We start from the raw sequence: 14,049 nt of genomic DNA, 5'->3' as shown, positions 1-14,049 counted from the left end.
ACCGGGGTCAACTACTTTGCAGACCTAAGCATTCCACCGGCCGACGCCGCACCCCAGCGAATTTCGGTCACAGTCCTCATCGCGGAAGATGGCTCGGATGAGCAACTGGATCCGGCCGATCGGCCAGGGCTGGGTGGTTCGCGACGCCGTGCCCGGCCCCGACGTCGACGAGTTCGCCGAGCCCGACCGCGTCGTTTCCGCGCTGGCCGCGCCGGGCGCCGCGGACAGCCTGCTGGCGGTGCAGCACCCGGCGCGCACCCCCGCGGCGCTGGCCCGCGGGCTCGACCTGGCCGACGCAGTCCCGGTCGCCCGCGCCGTGCTCGAACGGCTCCGCAAGCGGTACTACCGGGCGGTGCGCGAGATCGTCGCGCCCTACCGCATCGAAGGGCCCGACGGTGTTGCGCTCGGGCTGCTCTGCCTGGTCGACCCGGCCGCGGTGACCGACGACGGCGCCGCGCGGGTCCGGCACACCGAGGACGTCTACCCGGACGTCGTCGCCGAACGGGCCGCCGTGCTGGCCGGGCTCGGCTGCGCGACCAGCGCCGCGCTGCTCGTGCCCGCGGCCGGCGGCGAGCTGCTGACCGAGGAGGTCTCCCGGGCGTGCGACGACCTCGGCCTGCCCGATCTGTCCACTTCGGACGCGGCCGGGCGGCGGCACGAGCTGTGGGTGGTGCCCGCCGGGCCGCTGCAGGACCGGCTGCTGGCCGCGGTCGCCGGCGCCGACCTGCTGGTGGCCGACGGCAACCACCGCGTGGCCGCGGCCCGGGCGGCCGGGCACGGCGCGCTGCTCGCGCTGGTCACCGCGGGTCCGCGGCTGCGGATCGGCGCGATCCACCGGGTCCTCACCGGCACCGGCTTCGGCCCGGAAGAGCTGGTGTCCCGCTGGTGCGCGGCCGGCCTGGACGTGCGGTACGACGAGCACGCCGTGCCGGTCACCGGTGAGGTCGTGGTCCGGGCCGGCCCGGCGGTGCTGCGGATCCCGCTGCCGGCGCTCGAGGGGGCGCAGCCGGTGATCGACCACGAGGTCGTCGAGCGGATCCTGTTCGCCGAAGCGCTCGGCGTGGACCCCGACGGCCCGTGTGTCCGCCCGCTCCCGGCCGGCCGCCCGCCGCCCCCGGACGCGGACGCGGTCGTGCTGCTGGCGCCGGTGGACTACGCCGACGTCCTCGCGGTGCACGCGGCGGGCCGCCGGATGCCGCGGAAGGCCACCTACTTCACGCCGAAACCGCGCAGCGGGCTGGTGCTGGCGGCGCTCTGACGCGCGTCCCACCAGTTCAGGACCCGGGTCGCGAACAGCGTCAGCCACTTCGACGGCTTCCCGGCCGGGACGTCCACGTCGAACCACACCCGCCCCGTGTCGGTGCGTGACTGGAGCCAGGTGCCGTCGGGTTGCCGGGCCGCGCGGATCAGGTCGATCGCCTCCGCCATCCGCGGGTCCGGCCGCTCGGCGTCCCGGAAGTAGGACGCCGCGTTCAGCACGTCGTAGTGCCAGCGGAACGGGTAGGAGAACCGGCTCGCCCACGGCGCGATCGGCTCACCCGTCGAGAGCCGGCGGAACAGCTTGCGCTCCAGCAGGTACTCCTCGCCCGCCAGCCGGGCCGCGCGGGTGGCCGGTGTGCCGCCCGTCGTGGCCTCGAACGCGAGCAGGCCCTTCAACGCGTTGAGTGTCGAGTGGACCGACGAGCGCGTCGAACCCTCGACCCACTCGCAGTTCCAGCCGCCGTCGGGCAGCTGGTGCGAGACGAACCATTCGGCGATGCCCGAAACGTCCGCGCCGAGCCAGAGCCCGTTCATCAGGGTCCACGCGTTGATGCAGCAGTCGACCTCGCCACCCCAGTACGGCAGGTCTTCGTACTCCCAGCGGCTGTTCTCGGCCAGCAACTCGGCCGTGCCGCGGAGAACCGACGCGTCCAGGCCCCATTCGCGCAGGGCGTTCAACGACCACGTCGTCGCCGTCCACGGCTGGTCCTCGTCGCCGCGGAATCCCGCCGGGAAGAACGCGCCGCCCGCCCATTGGCCGTCGGGGTCCTGCAGCGCCAGCAGCCGCGCGCCGAACCCCTCCGTGGCGATCCGGGCCCGCGTCGCCTCCCAGACCTCCGGCGGCTCGCCGAGCAGGTCGCGTTCGACCTGCCAGCGCAGGGCCGGGTCGGAGTCGCACAGGTCCACTAGGCCCCCGTGACGCCGTCGATGGCCTCGCGGAGGAAGTCGGCGTGGCCGTTGTGCCGGGCGTATTCGTGGATCATGTGCAGCATCACCAGCCGCAGCGAGACGTCCTCGCCCCAGCGCGCCTGGTGGCCGGTGACGTCCAGGGACTCGGCCGCCTCTTCGATCTTGCGCGACTGCTCGACCTCGGCCTGCCACGCCTCGAAGGCCTCCGCCCGCGTCGAGGTGCTCGCGTCGTAGGCGGCCTGGAAGTCCCCTTCGGGTGACCACCGCAGCGGGACGTCCTCGGCGTTGATGACCCGCCGGAACCAGGTGCGCTCGACCTCGGCCATGTGCCGGACGAGACCGAGCAGCGACAGCGTCGACGGCGGGCTCGACGCCCGGCGCAGGTCCTCGTCGGACAGTCCGTCGCACTTCATGGCGAGGGTGGCGCGGTGGAAGTCGAGGAACGTGCGCAGCATTTCGCGCTCGCCCCCGACCAGCGGTGGTTCGGGGCGTTCAGTGGTCACGAGAGAGTGTGTATCACGCCCAGAAATGTCGGTGGGGTCAATTAGGATCGCCCGCGTGGACCTGCCCGTGATGCCGCCCGTGCGGCCGATGCTCGCGAAAGCCGTGCACGACGTGCCCCGCACGCCGGGGCTGCTGTACGAGCCCAAGTGGGACGGTTTCCGCTGCATCGTGTTCCGCGACGGCGACGAGATCGAGCTCGGCTCCCGCAACGACCGCCCGCTCACCCGGTACTTCCCGGAGCTGGTGGAGCTGCTGGCCGCCGCGCTGCCGCCGCGGTGCGTGGTCGACGGCGAGATCGTGCTGGTCACGCCGCAGGGGCTCGACTTCGAGGTGCTGCAGCTGCGGCTGCACCCCGCCGCGTCGCGGGTGCGCAAGCTCGCCGAGGAGACGCCGGCCAGTTTTGTCGCCTTCGACCTGCTCGCCCTCGGCGACACCGACCTCACCGGGGAGCCGTTCCGCGAGCGCCGCAAACAGCTGGAGAGCGTCCTGCGGACCGACGCCGAAGGGCTGCAGCGGGTCCACCTGACCCCGCTGAGCGAAGACCCGGCGCAGGCCGAGGACTGGTTCACCCGGTTCGAGGGCGCGGGTTTCGACGGGGTCATGGCCAAGCCCGCCGACCTGCCGTACGAGCAGGACAAGCGCGTCATGCTGAAGGTCAAGCACGAGCGCACGGCCGACTGCGTCGTCACCGGGTTCCGCTGGCACAAGGACGGCGCCGGTGTCGGCTCGCTGCTGCTGGGCCTGTTCGACGACGAAGGCGTCCTGCACCACGTCGGCGTGGCCAGCAGCTTCACCAAGGCGCGGCGGGCCGAGCTGGTCGAAGAGCTGGCGCCGCTGCGCGAGAACGCGCTCGAGAACCACCCGTGGCGGTCCTGGGCCGAGTACGAACCGGAGCCCGGCCGCCGGCCGGGCGCGAACAGCCGGTGGGCGCCGCAGAAGGAGCTGACCTGGGAAGCGCTGCGTCCCGAGTGGGTGGCGGAGGTGCGTTACGAGCACCTGCAGGGCGGCCGGTTCCGGCACGGCGGCCGGCTGGTCCGGTTCCGGCCCGACCGCACGCCGGAGTCGTGCACGTACGCCCAGCTCGACGAGGCGCCGCCCGCCGAGCTCGCGAAGCTGTTCGGGGAGGCGAGATGAGCGAGGCGGTGCTGCTCGACGTCGACGGCGTCGAGGTCAAGATCAGCAGCCCCGGCAAGGTCTACTTCCCCGAGCGCGGTGAGACGAAGCTCGACCTCGTCGAGTACTACCAGGCGATCGCCGGGCCGCTGCTGGCCCGGCTCGGCGGGCGTCCGCTGCTGCTGGAGCGCTACCCGGACGGCGCCGGCGGCAAGAACTGGTTCCAGAAGCGCGTGCCCAAGGGCGCGCCGCCGTGGCTGAGCACCACCGTCGTCTCGACGCCGAACGGCACGACGAGTGACGCGCTCGTGGCGAAGGACCTGGCCCACATCCTGTGGGCGGTGAACCTCGGCTGCCTCGGCTTCCACGTCTGGCCCTACCTCGCGGACACGCCCGAGGTCACCGACGAACTGCGCGTCGACCTCGACCCGTCACCCGGGATCGGTTTTGACGAACTGCGTGAGGCCGCGGTGCTGACCAGGGAGTTCCTTGCCGAGCACGGCATCGAGGGGCACCTGAAGACGTCCGGTTCGCGCGGGTTGCACCTGTACGTGATGCTCGAGCCGCGCTGGGACAGCTTCCAGGTGCGGGCCGCCGCCGTCGCACTGGCCCGGGCCTTGGAGCGGCGGCATCCGGCGAAGATCACGGCGCAGTGGTGGAAGGAAGAGCGCGGCTCGCGGGTGTTCGTCGACTTCAACCAGAACGCGCCGCACAAGACCGTGTTCGGCACCTGGTGCGTGCGGCCGCGGGTCGGCGGCCAGGTGTCCACCCCGATCGGCTGGGACGAGCTGGACACCGTCGAGCCGGCCACTTTCACGCTGAGCACGGTGCCGGCCCGGGTCGCCGAGCGAGGTGACCCGTGGGCCGGCGCGGGGGAGCGGCCGCAGTCGATCGAGCCGCTGCTGGCGATGTCCGAAGCGGACATGGCCGGCGGGCTGATGGACGCGCCGTGGCCGCCGGTGTACCCGAAGATGCCGAACGAGCCGCCGCGCGTCGCGCCGAGCCGGGCGAAGAAGGCTTGAGGTGGCCACGGTCGCGGAGTGCCCGGCCGACGACGGGCTGCTGCTGGCGCTGATGACCGCGATGACGGCCGAGCTGGTCGTCGCCCACAACCTGCCGACGGACGTGCGGCCCCCGCCGCTGGCCCCGGACAGCAGGTACCTGCTCGCCCGCGACGGCGAGCGGGCGATCGGCTGCTGCGCGGTCGAACCGGTCGAACCGGGCCTGTACGAGCTGAAGCGGATGTTCGTCGCCCCGGACGCCCGCGGGACCGAACTCCCGGGCGCGCTGGTGGCCGAGTCGGAGCGGGTCGCGCGGCGCCACGGCGGCGTCCGGATCCGGCTGGAGACGGGCGTGCCTTCGGTGATGCGCCTGTACGAGCGCGCGGGCTACCGGCGCGTCCCGAACTTCCCGCCGCACGAGAGTGATCCCGGGTCGGTCTGTTACGAGAAGGTCTTAGAGGCCGAGGTTCAGCGATAGCTGCCCGAGGTCCTCGCCCGCGGCGGCGCCGTGCAGCGTCGCCACGCACGCCGGGCACGGCGCGACCTCGGAGGTGGCCGGATCGACCGGCTTCCAGCTGCGCGACTCCCGGTCACCACAGGCCGAACGCCGGTAGCGGAGGTCGCCGGAACGGGTCATCAGGTGGGCCAGGGGGACGTCTTCGGGCAGCACGCCGACCAGGTACCAGCGTGGTGCGCTCACCGCGGTGGTCGTCATGCCGGCCAGTGTCCGTCGCGACGGACGGGACGGGAGCGCATTTGCCGATCTTCGGCGTGGCGGCCCGCTCAGTCCTCGTCGGGCAAGTACCGCAGGATGTGCAGCAGTCCGCGCTCGTCGACCACGCCGGGGTCCGGCGCCAAGCACCGCTCCAGGTCGGCGAGCACGGCCTCGGTGTCCAGGCCCGCGCCGATCAGGACCAGCTCCGTCCGCCGCGGTGCCCCGGACGGCCACGCCGAGCGCTCGAGCTGCACGAATCCGCCCACCGTGTGCAGGTGGAAGCGTGCCCGCGGGCCGACCGGGCCGAAGTCGGCCTGGCCCTTCATCCGATAGAGCCCGGCCGGCCTGCGCTCGAGGAACTCGACGAACGCCCGGGGCGCCAGCGGCGTCTCCGCGGTGAAGGTGACCGTCTCGTACGCCGCGTGCAGGTGCTGAGCGTGGTCGTCCTCGCGCAGGTCGTCGAACGACAGCTGGCCGACCCGATCACCGCGGGGTGCCGGGTCGAAGAACAGCCGCGGGTCGACCCGGCCGTGCGCGGTGACCAGCACCGGGCGGCCGGGCGCGAGCTCCTCGACGGTCGCGGTGACCTTCGCCAGCGCGTCGGCGCTCACCCGGTCGGCCTTGTTCAGCACCACGAGGTCGGCCAGCCGCACGTGGTCGGCCAGCTCGGGGTGGCGCTCGCGAGCGGCGTCGAACTCGGCGGCGTCCACCACCTCGGCCAGCCCGCCGTAGCGGATGTCCGGGTTCTCGCTGGCGATCATCAGCCGGATCAGGTCGCGCGGCTCGGCGATGCCGCTGGCCTCGACGACGATGACGTCGATGCCCGCCTCGGCCGAAGACAGCCGGCCCAGCATCGCGTCGAGCCCGCTCGCGTCGACCGCGCAGCACAGGCAGCCGTTGCCGAGCGAGACCATCGTGTCGACCTGGCCGGCCACCGCCAGCGCGTCGACGTTCACACTGCCGAAGTCGTTGACCACCACGCCGACCCGCGCGCCCTCGCGGTTCGCGAGCAGGTGGTTGAGCAGCGTCGTCTTGCCCGCGCCGAGGAACCCGGCGACGAGGACCACGGGAATCCGGCTCACCCGGCCACCCTAACGTCGTGCCCGCGCGCGTTGATACACGGGTGACCGGCGCCGGAGAAGGCCGTTCGGCGAATACCTTCGAAAAGACGCAGACGGCTGCCCGGGAAAGGATCACGCAAATTCACCGTAGGAACGTGATCGATTGACGGGAAATGCGCAGTGACATGTCCGGATAACGCTTGGTAGCAGTTATTTTTCCGGTGTTCTCCCAGGCGGAGACCGAATTCGATGATCGCCGGAACGCTGTTCCCGTCCGGTGGATTGCGTCCGGCGCGCCGTCGGGTATCCTCCCCGGCCTGGCTGGGGGTGCTGCGGTGGCAGCGACTTCCGGCCGTCGGCGTTGTCGGTGACCATCGGAGGAACGGTGAACCTTTCCGTCGGGATGCAGATCACGATTCCGGAGAGTGGGGAAGCGCGATGACGGTTACACCCGAGCGGGTGACGGCAGTGTTGCCGCTTTGCCCGCAGCGTGTCTCGGAGGAGCACGGCGTCAATTCCGCGGAAGCGGAGCAATTCCTCGACCGGATGTTCGCCGAGGGCGCCGCCGAAGAGGGGACGCGGTTCGAAACCCGGCTGGCGGAGGTCCGCGGGGAAATCGCCGAAACCGGCACCTATCGGCACACCCCGGCCGAGCTGGCGTACGGCGCGCGCGTCGCGTGGCGCAACTCGGCCCGCTGCATCGGCAGGCTGTACTGGAACAGCCTCCGGATCCGCGACCGGCGCCGGGTCACCGAACCCGCCGCGATCGCCGGCGAGTGTGTCGCCCACCTCCGCCAGGCCACCCGCGGCGGCCGGATCCGCCCGACCATCACCGTTTTCGCGCCGGACGCCCCGGCCGCGCCCGGGCCGCGCATCCACAACGAGCAGCTGATCCGCTACGCCGGGTACCGCCTGGAAGACGGCTCGATCCTCGGCGACCCGCGGTACGTCGAGTTCACCGAGCAGGTGCGAAGACTGGGCTGGCGGCCCCCGGAGCGACGAGGATCGTTCGACGTCCTCCCGCTGCTGATCGAGGCCGCGCCGGGCGATCCACGGCTGTTCACGCTCCCCGCGGACGCCGTCCTGGAGGTGCCGCTGACCCATCCCGACCACCGCTGGTTCGCCGGGCTGGGCCTGCGCTGGCACGCCGTGCCGGCGATCAGCAACATGCCGCTGGAGATCGGCGGTGTCACCTACCCCGCCACGCCGTTCAACGGCTGGTACCTCGGCACCGAGATCGGCGCCCGCAACCTCGCCGACGAGCAGCGCTACGACCTGCTGCCGGTCATCGCCGAGCTGATGGGCCTCGAGACGGCGTCGGAGCGCACGCTGTGGCGCGACCGGGCGCTGGTCGAGCTGACCCTGGCGGTGCAGCACTCGTTCGACGCCGCGGGCGTGACGATGGCCGACCACCACACCGAGTCGCAGCGGTTCCTCTCCCACCTGGACCGCGAGGAGCGGTCCGGACGCCGGTGCCCGGCCGACTGGAGCTGGATCGTGCCGCCGCTGTCCGGCGGCCAGACCGCGGTGTTCCACCGTTACTACGACGAGCCCGACCCGGCCGAGCGGCCGGCGTTCTTGCCGCCGGAGGGATCCGGCGGGTGAACCGCGGTCCGGGGAACCCACCAAGAGCAGCGTGGGAGCGCCCGTTCGGCGGATCGTGACCGGCCCACGGCGCAGCCCGGCCGGCGAAGGCCGACAATGGACCCATGCCCGCAGTCCTCGTCGCCTACGCCGGGCGCCACGGCGGAACCCGGCAGATCGCCGAGGTGATCGCCGCCGAGCTCGGCGAAGCCGGCCTGAGCGTGGACGTGCGCGACGCCGCCGACGTGGCCACCGTGGACCACTACGCCGCGGTCGTCGTGGGCAGCGCGCTCTACTACCACCGGTGGCGGCCGGAAGCCGTCCGGCTGCTGGAGCGGCACGCCCGGGAGCTCGCCGAACGCCCGGTCTGGCTGTTTCACAGCGGGCCTTGCGGCCCGGGCGCGGCCAGCCACCAGGTCAGCCTGCCGGCGAACGTGGCGCTGCTGGCCGCGCGCATCGACGCGGAGCGCACCGCCACCTTCGGCGGCAAGCTCGACCCGGCGACCGTGCGCGGGCTGATCCCGCGGCTGATGGCGTCGGGCCGGCGCGCCGGCGACTTCCGCGACTGGGACCGGATCAAGGCCTGGGCGCGCGACGTCGGCCGCCGGGTGCGCATCCGCGTCGCGCTCTGATCGACTCTTGCCCGCGCGGGGTGGTGAGTGCTAGACCGTGCCTGAGGTCTTCCGGTGAGAAACCGACGGGACGGGGCAAACGTGACGGATCGGCAGGCGGCGGCGGAACCGGCCAAGAAAGCGCTTACATCGGATCAGCGCAACGCGTTCCTCGCGGCGCTGCTCGGCTGGAGCATGGACTCGTTCGACTACTTCCTCGTCGTCTTCGTCCTGGCCGACATCGCCAAGGACAAGTCGTTCGGCGCGACGGCGACGCAGCTGGCGTTCATCACCACGGCCACCCTCGTGATGCGGCCGGTCGGCGCGCTCCTCTTCGGCCTGTGGGCCGACCGGGTGGGCCGGCGGATCCCCCTGATGGCCGACGTCCTGCTGTACTCGGTGGCCGGCCTGCTGTGCGCGTTCGCGCCGAACTTCACGGTGCTGCTGATCCTGCGGTTCGTCTACGGCATCGGCATGGGTGGCGAGTGGGGGCTGGGCGCGGCGCTGGCGATGGAGAAGATCCCGGTGGCGCGGCGCGGGTTCTTCTCGGGGTTGCTGCAGGTCGGCTACTCGATCGGGTACCTGCTGGCCGCGCTCGCGTACCTGCTGTTCCATTCGGCGCTGGACCTCGAGTGGCGCTGGATCTTCGTGCTGAGCATCTTCCCGGCGCTGATCAGCCTGCTGATCCGGGCGCGCGTCCGGGAGTCGGAGGTCTGGGAGACCACGCGGGAGAAGCTGCGCGTGACGCGGACGTCGGTCAAGGACGTGCTGCTGAACGGGAAGGTCATCCGCCGGTTCGGCTACCTGATCCTGCTGATGACGGCGTTCAACTGGATGAGCCACGGCACCCAGGACGTCTACCCGAGCTTCCTGAAGGCCCACGACAACGGCGGCGCCGGCCTCAGCGCGGCGACGAGCACGTGGATAGCGGTGGTGTACAACGTGGGCGCGATCATCGGCGGCCTGACGTTCGGCACGCTGTCCGAGCGCCTCGGCCGCCGCCGAACGATCGTCACGGCGGCGGTGCTGGGCCTCCCGGTGATCCCGATCTTCGCGGTCGACCACGGCGCGGGCATGCTGGTGCTGGGCTCGTTCCTGATGCAGGTCATGGTGCAAGGTGCGTGGGGCGTGATCCCGGCGCACCTGACGGAGATGTCTCCCGACGCGATCCGTGGTTTCTACCCGGGGGTGACTTATCAGCTGGGGAACCTGCTGGCGGCGTTGAACCTGCCCATTCAGCAGGCGATCGCGGAGTCGCACGGGTACACGTCGGCTCTGGTGTGGACGGTGGCGCCGGGGCTGGTGGCGGTCGCGGTGCTGACTGCGATCGGGAAGGAGGCTAAGGGGATCAAGTTCGGGGAGTCGGCGGTGGCGACTGCGCCGGCGAGTCCGACATCGATGGCGTAGGCCAACTGCACGGGCTTCTGACGGCCACGCCGTCAGGGGGAGTGAAGCGGGTGGGACCCGGCCAGAGGGCGGGTCCCACCCCGCATTCCTCAGCTGCAGTGCTCGAACTCGCTGTTGAAGGCCGCGCCGCCGGTCGCGCCGCCCCACTTCACGCACTTGTCCGCCGCGGCCGCCTTGACCGGGCCGGCGAACCAGGAGAACGAGCCGGAGTCGGTCTGCCGCGTCGAGCCCTGGACCTCCAGGTAGGCCGAGGTCGCCGTGGCCGTTCCGGTGGCCGCGCTCTTCATCGTGCTGACGCAGTTCTGGCCGTTGGCCGCGTTGTAGGACAGGTAAACCGTGCCCGCCGTGCCGAGCGGCTTCGAATCGAGCACGCTGAAGCCGCCACCGCACGCGGGGGCGCCGAGCGCGGCTTCGGTCACCGTGGCGTAGCGGATCGTGTCGTTGGCGTGGAGTTCCGGCCCCGCCTCGAACAGCACGCCGGCCGAGGTCTGCGACAGCTGCACCATGTCGGAGTACGCGGCGTCCTGGCCCCACACGAGCAGGCTGCCCGCGGTGCCCGTCCAGTTGGCGCCTTCGTCGAACGACGAGTGCACCCGCAGCTCCTTGCGACGGTCGCAAGTGGACGGTGCGGCGAACAGGATCCGGTTGTACTTGCCGCCGGTGTCGGTGGCGCTCATCCGAGCCGTCGAACCCTCCACGGTCGGGGCGACGAGGTCGGTGGCGAAGGCGAACTTCGAGCTGAAGGTCGCGCCGCCGTCAGAGCTGATCGCGAAGGCCCGGTTGTGCGTGCCGTCCAGCAGGCACTTGTTGCCGTCGTTCGCCTGGTTGCGCGCGGCGGCGTAGATCCGGCCGTCGTTGAGCTCGGTGACGCTGATCTCCTGCGGGTTCATCGTGCTCGCGGCCGGCTTGTCGGTGGCGCCGAGGTGCCAGCTGGTGCCGTTGTCGTCGCTGTAGACCAGCGCGCCGATGTTCGAGTAGCTCATGCCGGCGACGAGCCGTCCCTTGTGGGCGCCGCGGGTGAGCACGATCCCGTGCGACGGCCCGGTGGCCAGCCAGCTCGGCGCGGACGCGAAGCCCAGCTCGGTGGTCAGCACCTTCGGCGCGCCCCAGGTCTTCCCGTTGTCCTCGCTGATCGACACGCGCGGGACCCGGCCGCAGTCGGGGTTGGTGTAACACTGCATGGTCGACAGCAGCACAACCCGGTTGCTGCCCGGGATGACGATCGGCGCCGGGTTCCCCTTCGTGTCGCCGTTCGCCTTGATGACGGTCTGCAGCGCGCTCCACGTCTTGCCGTTGTCCGTGGAGCGCTTCAGCACGAGGTCGATGGCGCCCAGGTCGTTGCAGACGCTGGCGCCGCCGTTGCGGCCCTCGGCGAACGCGAGCAGCGCGCCGTCGTTGGCCTTGACGATGGTGGGGATGCGGTAACAGTCGTGGCCCTCGGTGTTCTTGGTGAACACCAACGTGCTGGCGACATCTGCTTGCGCCGTCGCGGTGCCGATGGCGGCCGGGACGGCGATGGCGGCGCACCCCAGCAGCCCGGCCAGCAGGCCTCTGGCGATTCGGGTGATCTTCACGGTTCTCCCTCAGGTCATCCTACGTCCTATGTCTTGGCGACAGCGTCGACCCGGCCCGTACAAGAGCCGTATAAACGGGCGTATAACGACCTATACCTGACCGGCAGGGAAACATCAGGTGAACGCGGCCAGCGTCCCGAACCCGGTCGCCAGCACCAGCAGCGTGGACAGGAGGCCCAGGAGCAGGGCCCGGCCGCCGCCGCGCAGCAGCGGGCCGAGCCGGACGGCACAGCCGAGCCCGAACAACGCGCCGGCGAGCAGCAGCGTCGACGCGGTCTTCGCGACGTCGAGCACGAACGCCGGGACGAGCCCGGTGCTGCGGACCGCGACCATCCCGAGGAACCCGAGGACGAACAGCGGCACCAGCGGCGTGGCCCCGCCGCGGCGGGTGCGTTCGGTGGCGCCGACGATCGCGACCACCGGGGCGAGCAGCACCACGCGGCTCAGCTTCACCACGATCGCGATCCCGACCGCGGCGGCGCCCGCCGGGCCGGCCGCCGCGACGACCTGGGCGACCTCGTGCACCGAGATCCCGGCCCAGCTGCCGGTCCTGGCCGCGTCCAGGCCGATCCAACGGGCGAGCAGCGGGAGCACGCCGAGGGTCAGGCTGCCGTAACAGGTGACGAGCGCGACGGCGGTCGCGACATCTTCGTCGTCGCGCTCGACCACACCCTCCATCGCGGCGATCGCCGACGCACCGCAGATGGAGAAGCCGGTGGCTACCAGCAGGGCGAGCCCGCGCGGCACCCGCGTCAGCCGGCCGAGGCCGAGCGTGCCGAGGAAGGTGACCGCGACCGTCACCACCACGGCGGCGAGCGTGCCGGGGCCGAGCGCGAGCACCGTGGGGATCGCGAGCTGGAGCCCGAGTAGGACGACTCCCGCGCGCAGCAGGCGTTTTGTGACGCGGGCGACGGCCTTCCGCTGGTCGTCGGTCAGCACCGGGGTGTTCCCGGTGGTGATGCCCAGCACCACGGCGACGGTGAGCGCGCCCAGCTCCGGCCAGGCGGAGCTCAGCACGTAGGCCGCGGCGACGCCGAGCGCGGTGATCGCCAGGCCGGGGAGGATCGGTTTCGCCGACGTCAGTGCCATGGCTCCAGCCTCGCCTTCTCGGCGTGGTGCGGGTAGCCGTCAGTCACGACGGAGGTCATAGACTGAGGCTATGACCGGACCGGATCTGGACTCCCTGCGCCTGCTGGTGCTCGTCGACGACCTCGGCAGCATCGGCCAGGCGGCGGGGGCGCTCGGCATCGCCCAGCCCTCGGCGAGCAAACGGCTGTCCACTTTGGAAAGGCAACTGGGACTGTCCCTGGTGGACCGGACCCGCCGCGGCTCGGCACTGACCCCGGACGGCCGGGTGATCGCGGGCTGGGCGCACCGCGTCCTGACCGAAGTGGACGGACTGCGCACCGGCGCGGAGGCTCTGCGCACCCAGCGCGGCGCGCAGCTGCGGGTCGCGGCGAGCATGACGCTCGCCGAGCACTTCGTCCCGGCTTGGATCGGCGAGGTCAAGCGGACCGGGCCGGACACCTACGTCGGGCTCGAGGTGGTGAACTCCGAGCACGTCGCCGAGCTCGTCCTGAACGGGCGCGTGGACCTCGGGTTCGTCGAGTCGCCGGGACCGTGGCCGGGGCTGGCCACCCGCCGTGTGGCGGTCGACCGCCTGGTGGTCGTGGTGCCGGCCGGGCACAAGTGGGCGCGCCGGCGCCGCCCGCTCGCCGCGGCCGAGCTGGCGGCGACGCCGCTGGTGGTGCGGGAGCCGGGATCGGGAACGCGCGAGACGGTCGAGGCGGCGTTGCGCCGGGCGGGCGCGGGACCGGTGCGGCCGTTGCTGGAGCTGGGGTCGGCGTCGGCCGTGCGGAACGCGGTGATCGCGGGCGCGGGGCCGGCGGTGATCAGCGACCTCGACGTGGTCCGCGAAGTCGCGGGGCGGCGGCTGGTGCCGGTGGCGGTGGACGGCGTGGAGCTGGGCCGGGTGCTGCGAGCGGTGTGGCCGGCGGGGCGGCGGTTGACCGGGCCGGCGGCGGAGTTGCTGACGTTGGCGGTGAAGTCGGGGTAGCGGCCGGGTTGGTGGTGAGGGTGCTGCCGCGTTGATGGCGCTGTCGGTCGGGGCGGGGTGAGAGGTGTTGCCGAGTTGGTGATGCTGCCTCTGGGGCTGGTGGGGCTGGTGGGGCTGGTGGGGCTGGTGGGGCTGGTGGGGCTGGTGGGGCTGGTGGGGCTGGTGGGATGTGCCGCCGCTGGGCGGTGGGGCGGGGTGAGTGGTGCTGCGCCGCTAGCGGTCGGGTGGTTGCCGCGGTGTCGGAGTCTTTGAGC

The 14,049-nt window shown here is 72.1% G+C and carries 14 protein-coding genes; 8 read left to right on the top strand and 6 right to left on the bottom strand.

The genetic code is table 11. The features are described 5' to 3' along the window. Window positions 1–97 precede the first annotated feature (97 nt). Window positions 98–1,258 carry a DUF1015 family protein gene (locus tag ACIA5G_RS12095; protein WP_395922693.1) on the top strand — a complete coding sequence of 387 codons (1,161 nt, stop codon included), beginning with the start codon at window positions 98–100 and terminating at the stop codon, window positions 1,256–1,258. Here the strand turns inward: ACIA5G_RS12095 and ACIA5G_RS12090 are convergent. Continuing rightward, a complete protein-coding gene (locus ACIA5G_RS12090; protein WP_395922692.1) occupies window positions 1,210–2,166 on the bottom strand; it encodes a squalene cyclase in 957 nt (318 codons plus the stop codon). The genes ACIA5G_RS12095 and ACIA5G_RS12090 overlap by 49 nt on opposite strands. Continuing rightward, window positions 2,166–2,672 (bottom strand): DinB family protein, encoded by a 507-nt coding sequence (locus tag ACIA5G_RS12085; protein ID WP_395922690.1) that lies wholly within the window; start codon window positions 2,670–2,672, stop codon window positions 2,166–2,168. Before ACIA5G_RS12085 ends, ACIA5G_RS12090 begins: the two co-directional genes overlap by 1 nt. 55 nt (window positions 2,673–2,727) lie before the next feature. Between ACIA5G_RS12085 and ACIA5G_RS12080 the strand changes: the two genes are divergently transcribed. From ACIA5G_RS12080 to ACIA5G_RS12070, 3 genes are read left to right on the top strand one after another with little or no spacing between them, the layout of a single operon-like run. Further along, the gene (locus ACIA5G_RS12080; RefSeq protein ID WP_395922689.1) at window positions 2,728–3,807 is read left to right on the top strand and encodes an ATP-dependent DNA ligase; all 1,080 of its coding nucleotides are present in this window, start codon (window positions 2,728–2,730) and stop codon (window positions 3,805–3,807) included. Beyond that, entirely contained in the window at window positions 3,804–4,808 is a 1,005-nt protein-coding gene (gene ligD, locus ACIA5G_RS12075) for a non-homologous end-joining DNA ligase (protein ID WP_395922688.1), read from the top strand. Before ACIA5G_RS12080 ends, ligD begins: the two co-directional genes overlap by 4 nt. A 1-nt stretch (window position 4,809) precedes the next feature. Further along, window positions 4,810–5,265: a GNAT family N-acetyltransferase gene (locus ACIA5G_RS12070; RefSeq protein WP_395922686.1), complete on the top strand. Its 456-nt coding sequence runs from the start codon at window positions 4,810–4,812 to the stop codon at window positions 5,263–5,265. Here ACIA5G_RS12070 and ACIA5G_RS12065 read toward each other — a convergent pair. Both ACIA5G_RS12065 and ACIA5G_RS12060 read right to left on the bottom strand, forming a co-directional pair. Continuing rightward, window positions 5,242–5,502, bottom strand: a complete 261-nt coding sequence (locus ACIA5G_RS12065; protein WP_395922685.1) for a hypothetical protein — start codon at window positions 5,500–5,502, stop codon at window positions 5,242–5,244. The two genes, ACIA5G_RS12070 and ACIA5G_RS12065, sit on opposite strands and share 24 nt — an antisense overlap. 68 nt (window positions 5,503–5,570) lie before the next feature. Then, window positions 5,571–6,584, bottom strand: coding sequence for a CobW family GTP-binding protein (locus ACIA5G_RS12060; RefSeq protein ID WP_395922683.1), 1,014 nt, complete (start codon window positions 6,582–6,584; stop codon window positions 5,571–5,573). 438 nt (window positions 6,585–7,022) lie between these two features. Between ACIA5G_RS12060 and ACIA5G_RS12055 the strand changes: the two genes are divergently transcribed. From ACIA5G_RS12055 to ACIA5G_RS12045, 3 genes are all read left to right on the top strand, one after another. After that, a complete protein-coding gene (locus tag ACIA5G_RS12055; RefSeq protein WP_395922682.1) occupies window positions 7,023–8,168 on the top strand; it encodes a nitric oxide synthase oxygenase in 1,146 nt (381 codons plus the stop codon). Window positions 8,169–8,272: 104 nt separating this feature from the next. Further along, window positions 8,273–8,779: a flavodoxin domain-containing protein gene (locus tag ACIA5G_RS12050; protein ID WP_395922681.1), complete on the top strand. Its 507-nt coding sequence runs from the start codon at window positions 8,273–8,275 to the stop codon at window positions 8,777–8,779. An 81-nt stretch (window positions 8,780–8,860) separates the two neighbouring features. After that, on the top strand, window positions 8,861–10,165 hold the full coding sequence (locus ACIA5G_RS12045; RefSeq protein WP_395922680.1) for an MFS transporter: 1,305 nt from the start codon (window positions 8,861–8,863) through the stop codon (window positions 10,163–10,165). Between the two features lie 89 nt (window positions 10,166–10,254). Here ACIA5G_RS12045 and ACIA5G_RS12040 read toward each other — a convergent pair whose 3' ends face one another. Together ACIA5G_RS12040 and ACIA5G_RS12035 are read right to left on the bottom strand one after the other, a co-directional pair. Then, on the bottom strand, window positions 10,255–11,739 hold the full coding sequence (locus tag ACIA5G_RS12040) for an exo-alpha-sialidase (protein WP_395922679.1): 1,485 nt from the start codon (window positions 11,737–11,739) through the stop codon (window positions 10,255–10,257). A 114-nt stretch (window positions 11,740–11,853) separates the two neighbouring features. Then, window positions 11,854–12,828, bottom strand: a complete 975-nt coding sequence (locus tag ACIA5G_RS12035; protein ID WP_395922678.1) for a YeiH family protein — start codon at window positions 12,826–12,828, stop codon at window positions 11,854–11,856. Between the two features lie 70 nt (window positions 12,829–12,898). On the opposite strand from ACIA5G_RS12035, the gene ACIA5G_RS12030 reads away from it, so the two are divergent. Continuing rightward, on the top strand, window positions 12,899–13,795 hold the full coding sequence (locus ACIA5G_RS12030; protein ID WP_395922676.1) for a LysR substrate-binding domain-containing protein: 897 nt from the start codon (window positions 12,899–12,901) through the stop codon (window positions 13,793–13,795). The last annotated feature ends 254 nt before the right edge of the window (window positions 13,796–14,049 follow it).

This window comes from Amycolatopsis sp. NPDC051758 (assembly GCF_044453095.1).
Lineage (GTDB): Bacteria > Actinomycetota > Actinomycetes > Mycobacteriales > Pseudonocardiaceae > Amycolatopsis.
This window is presented reverse-complemented; position numbering and strand designations above follow the sequence as displayed.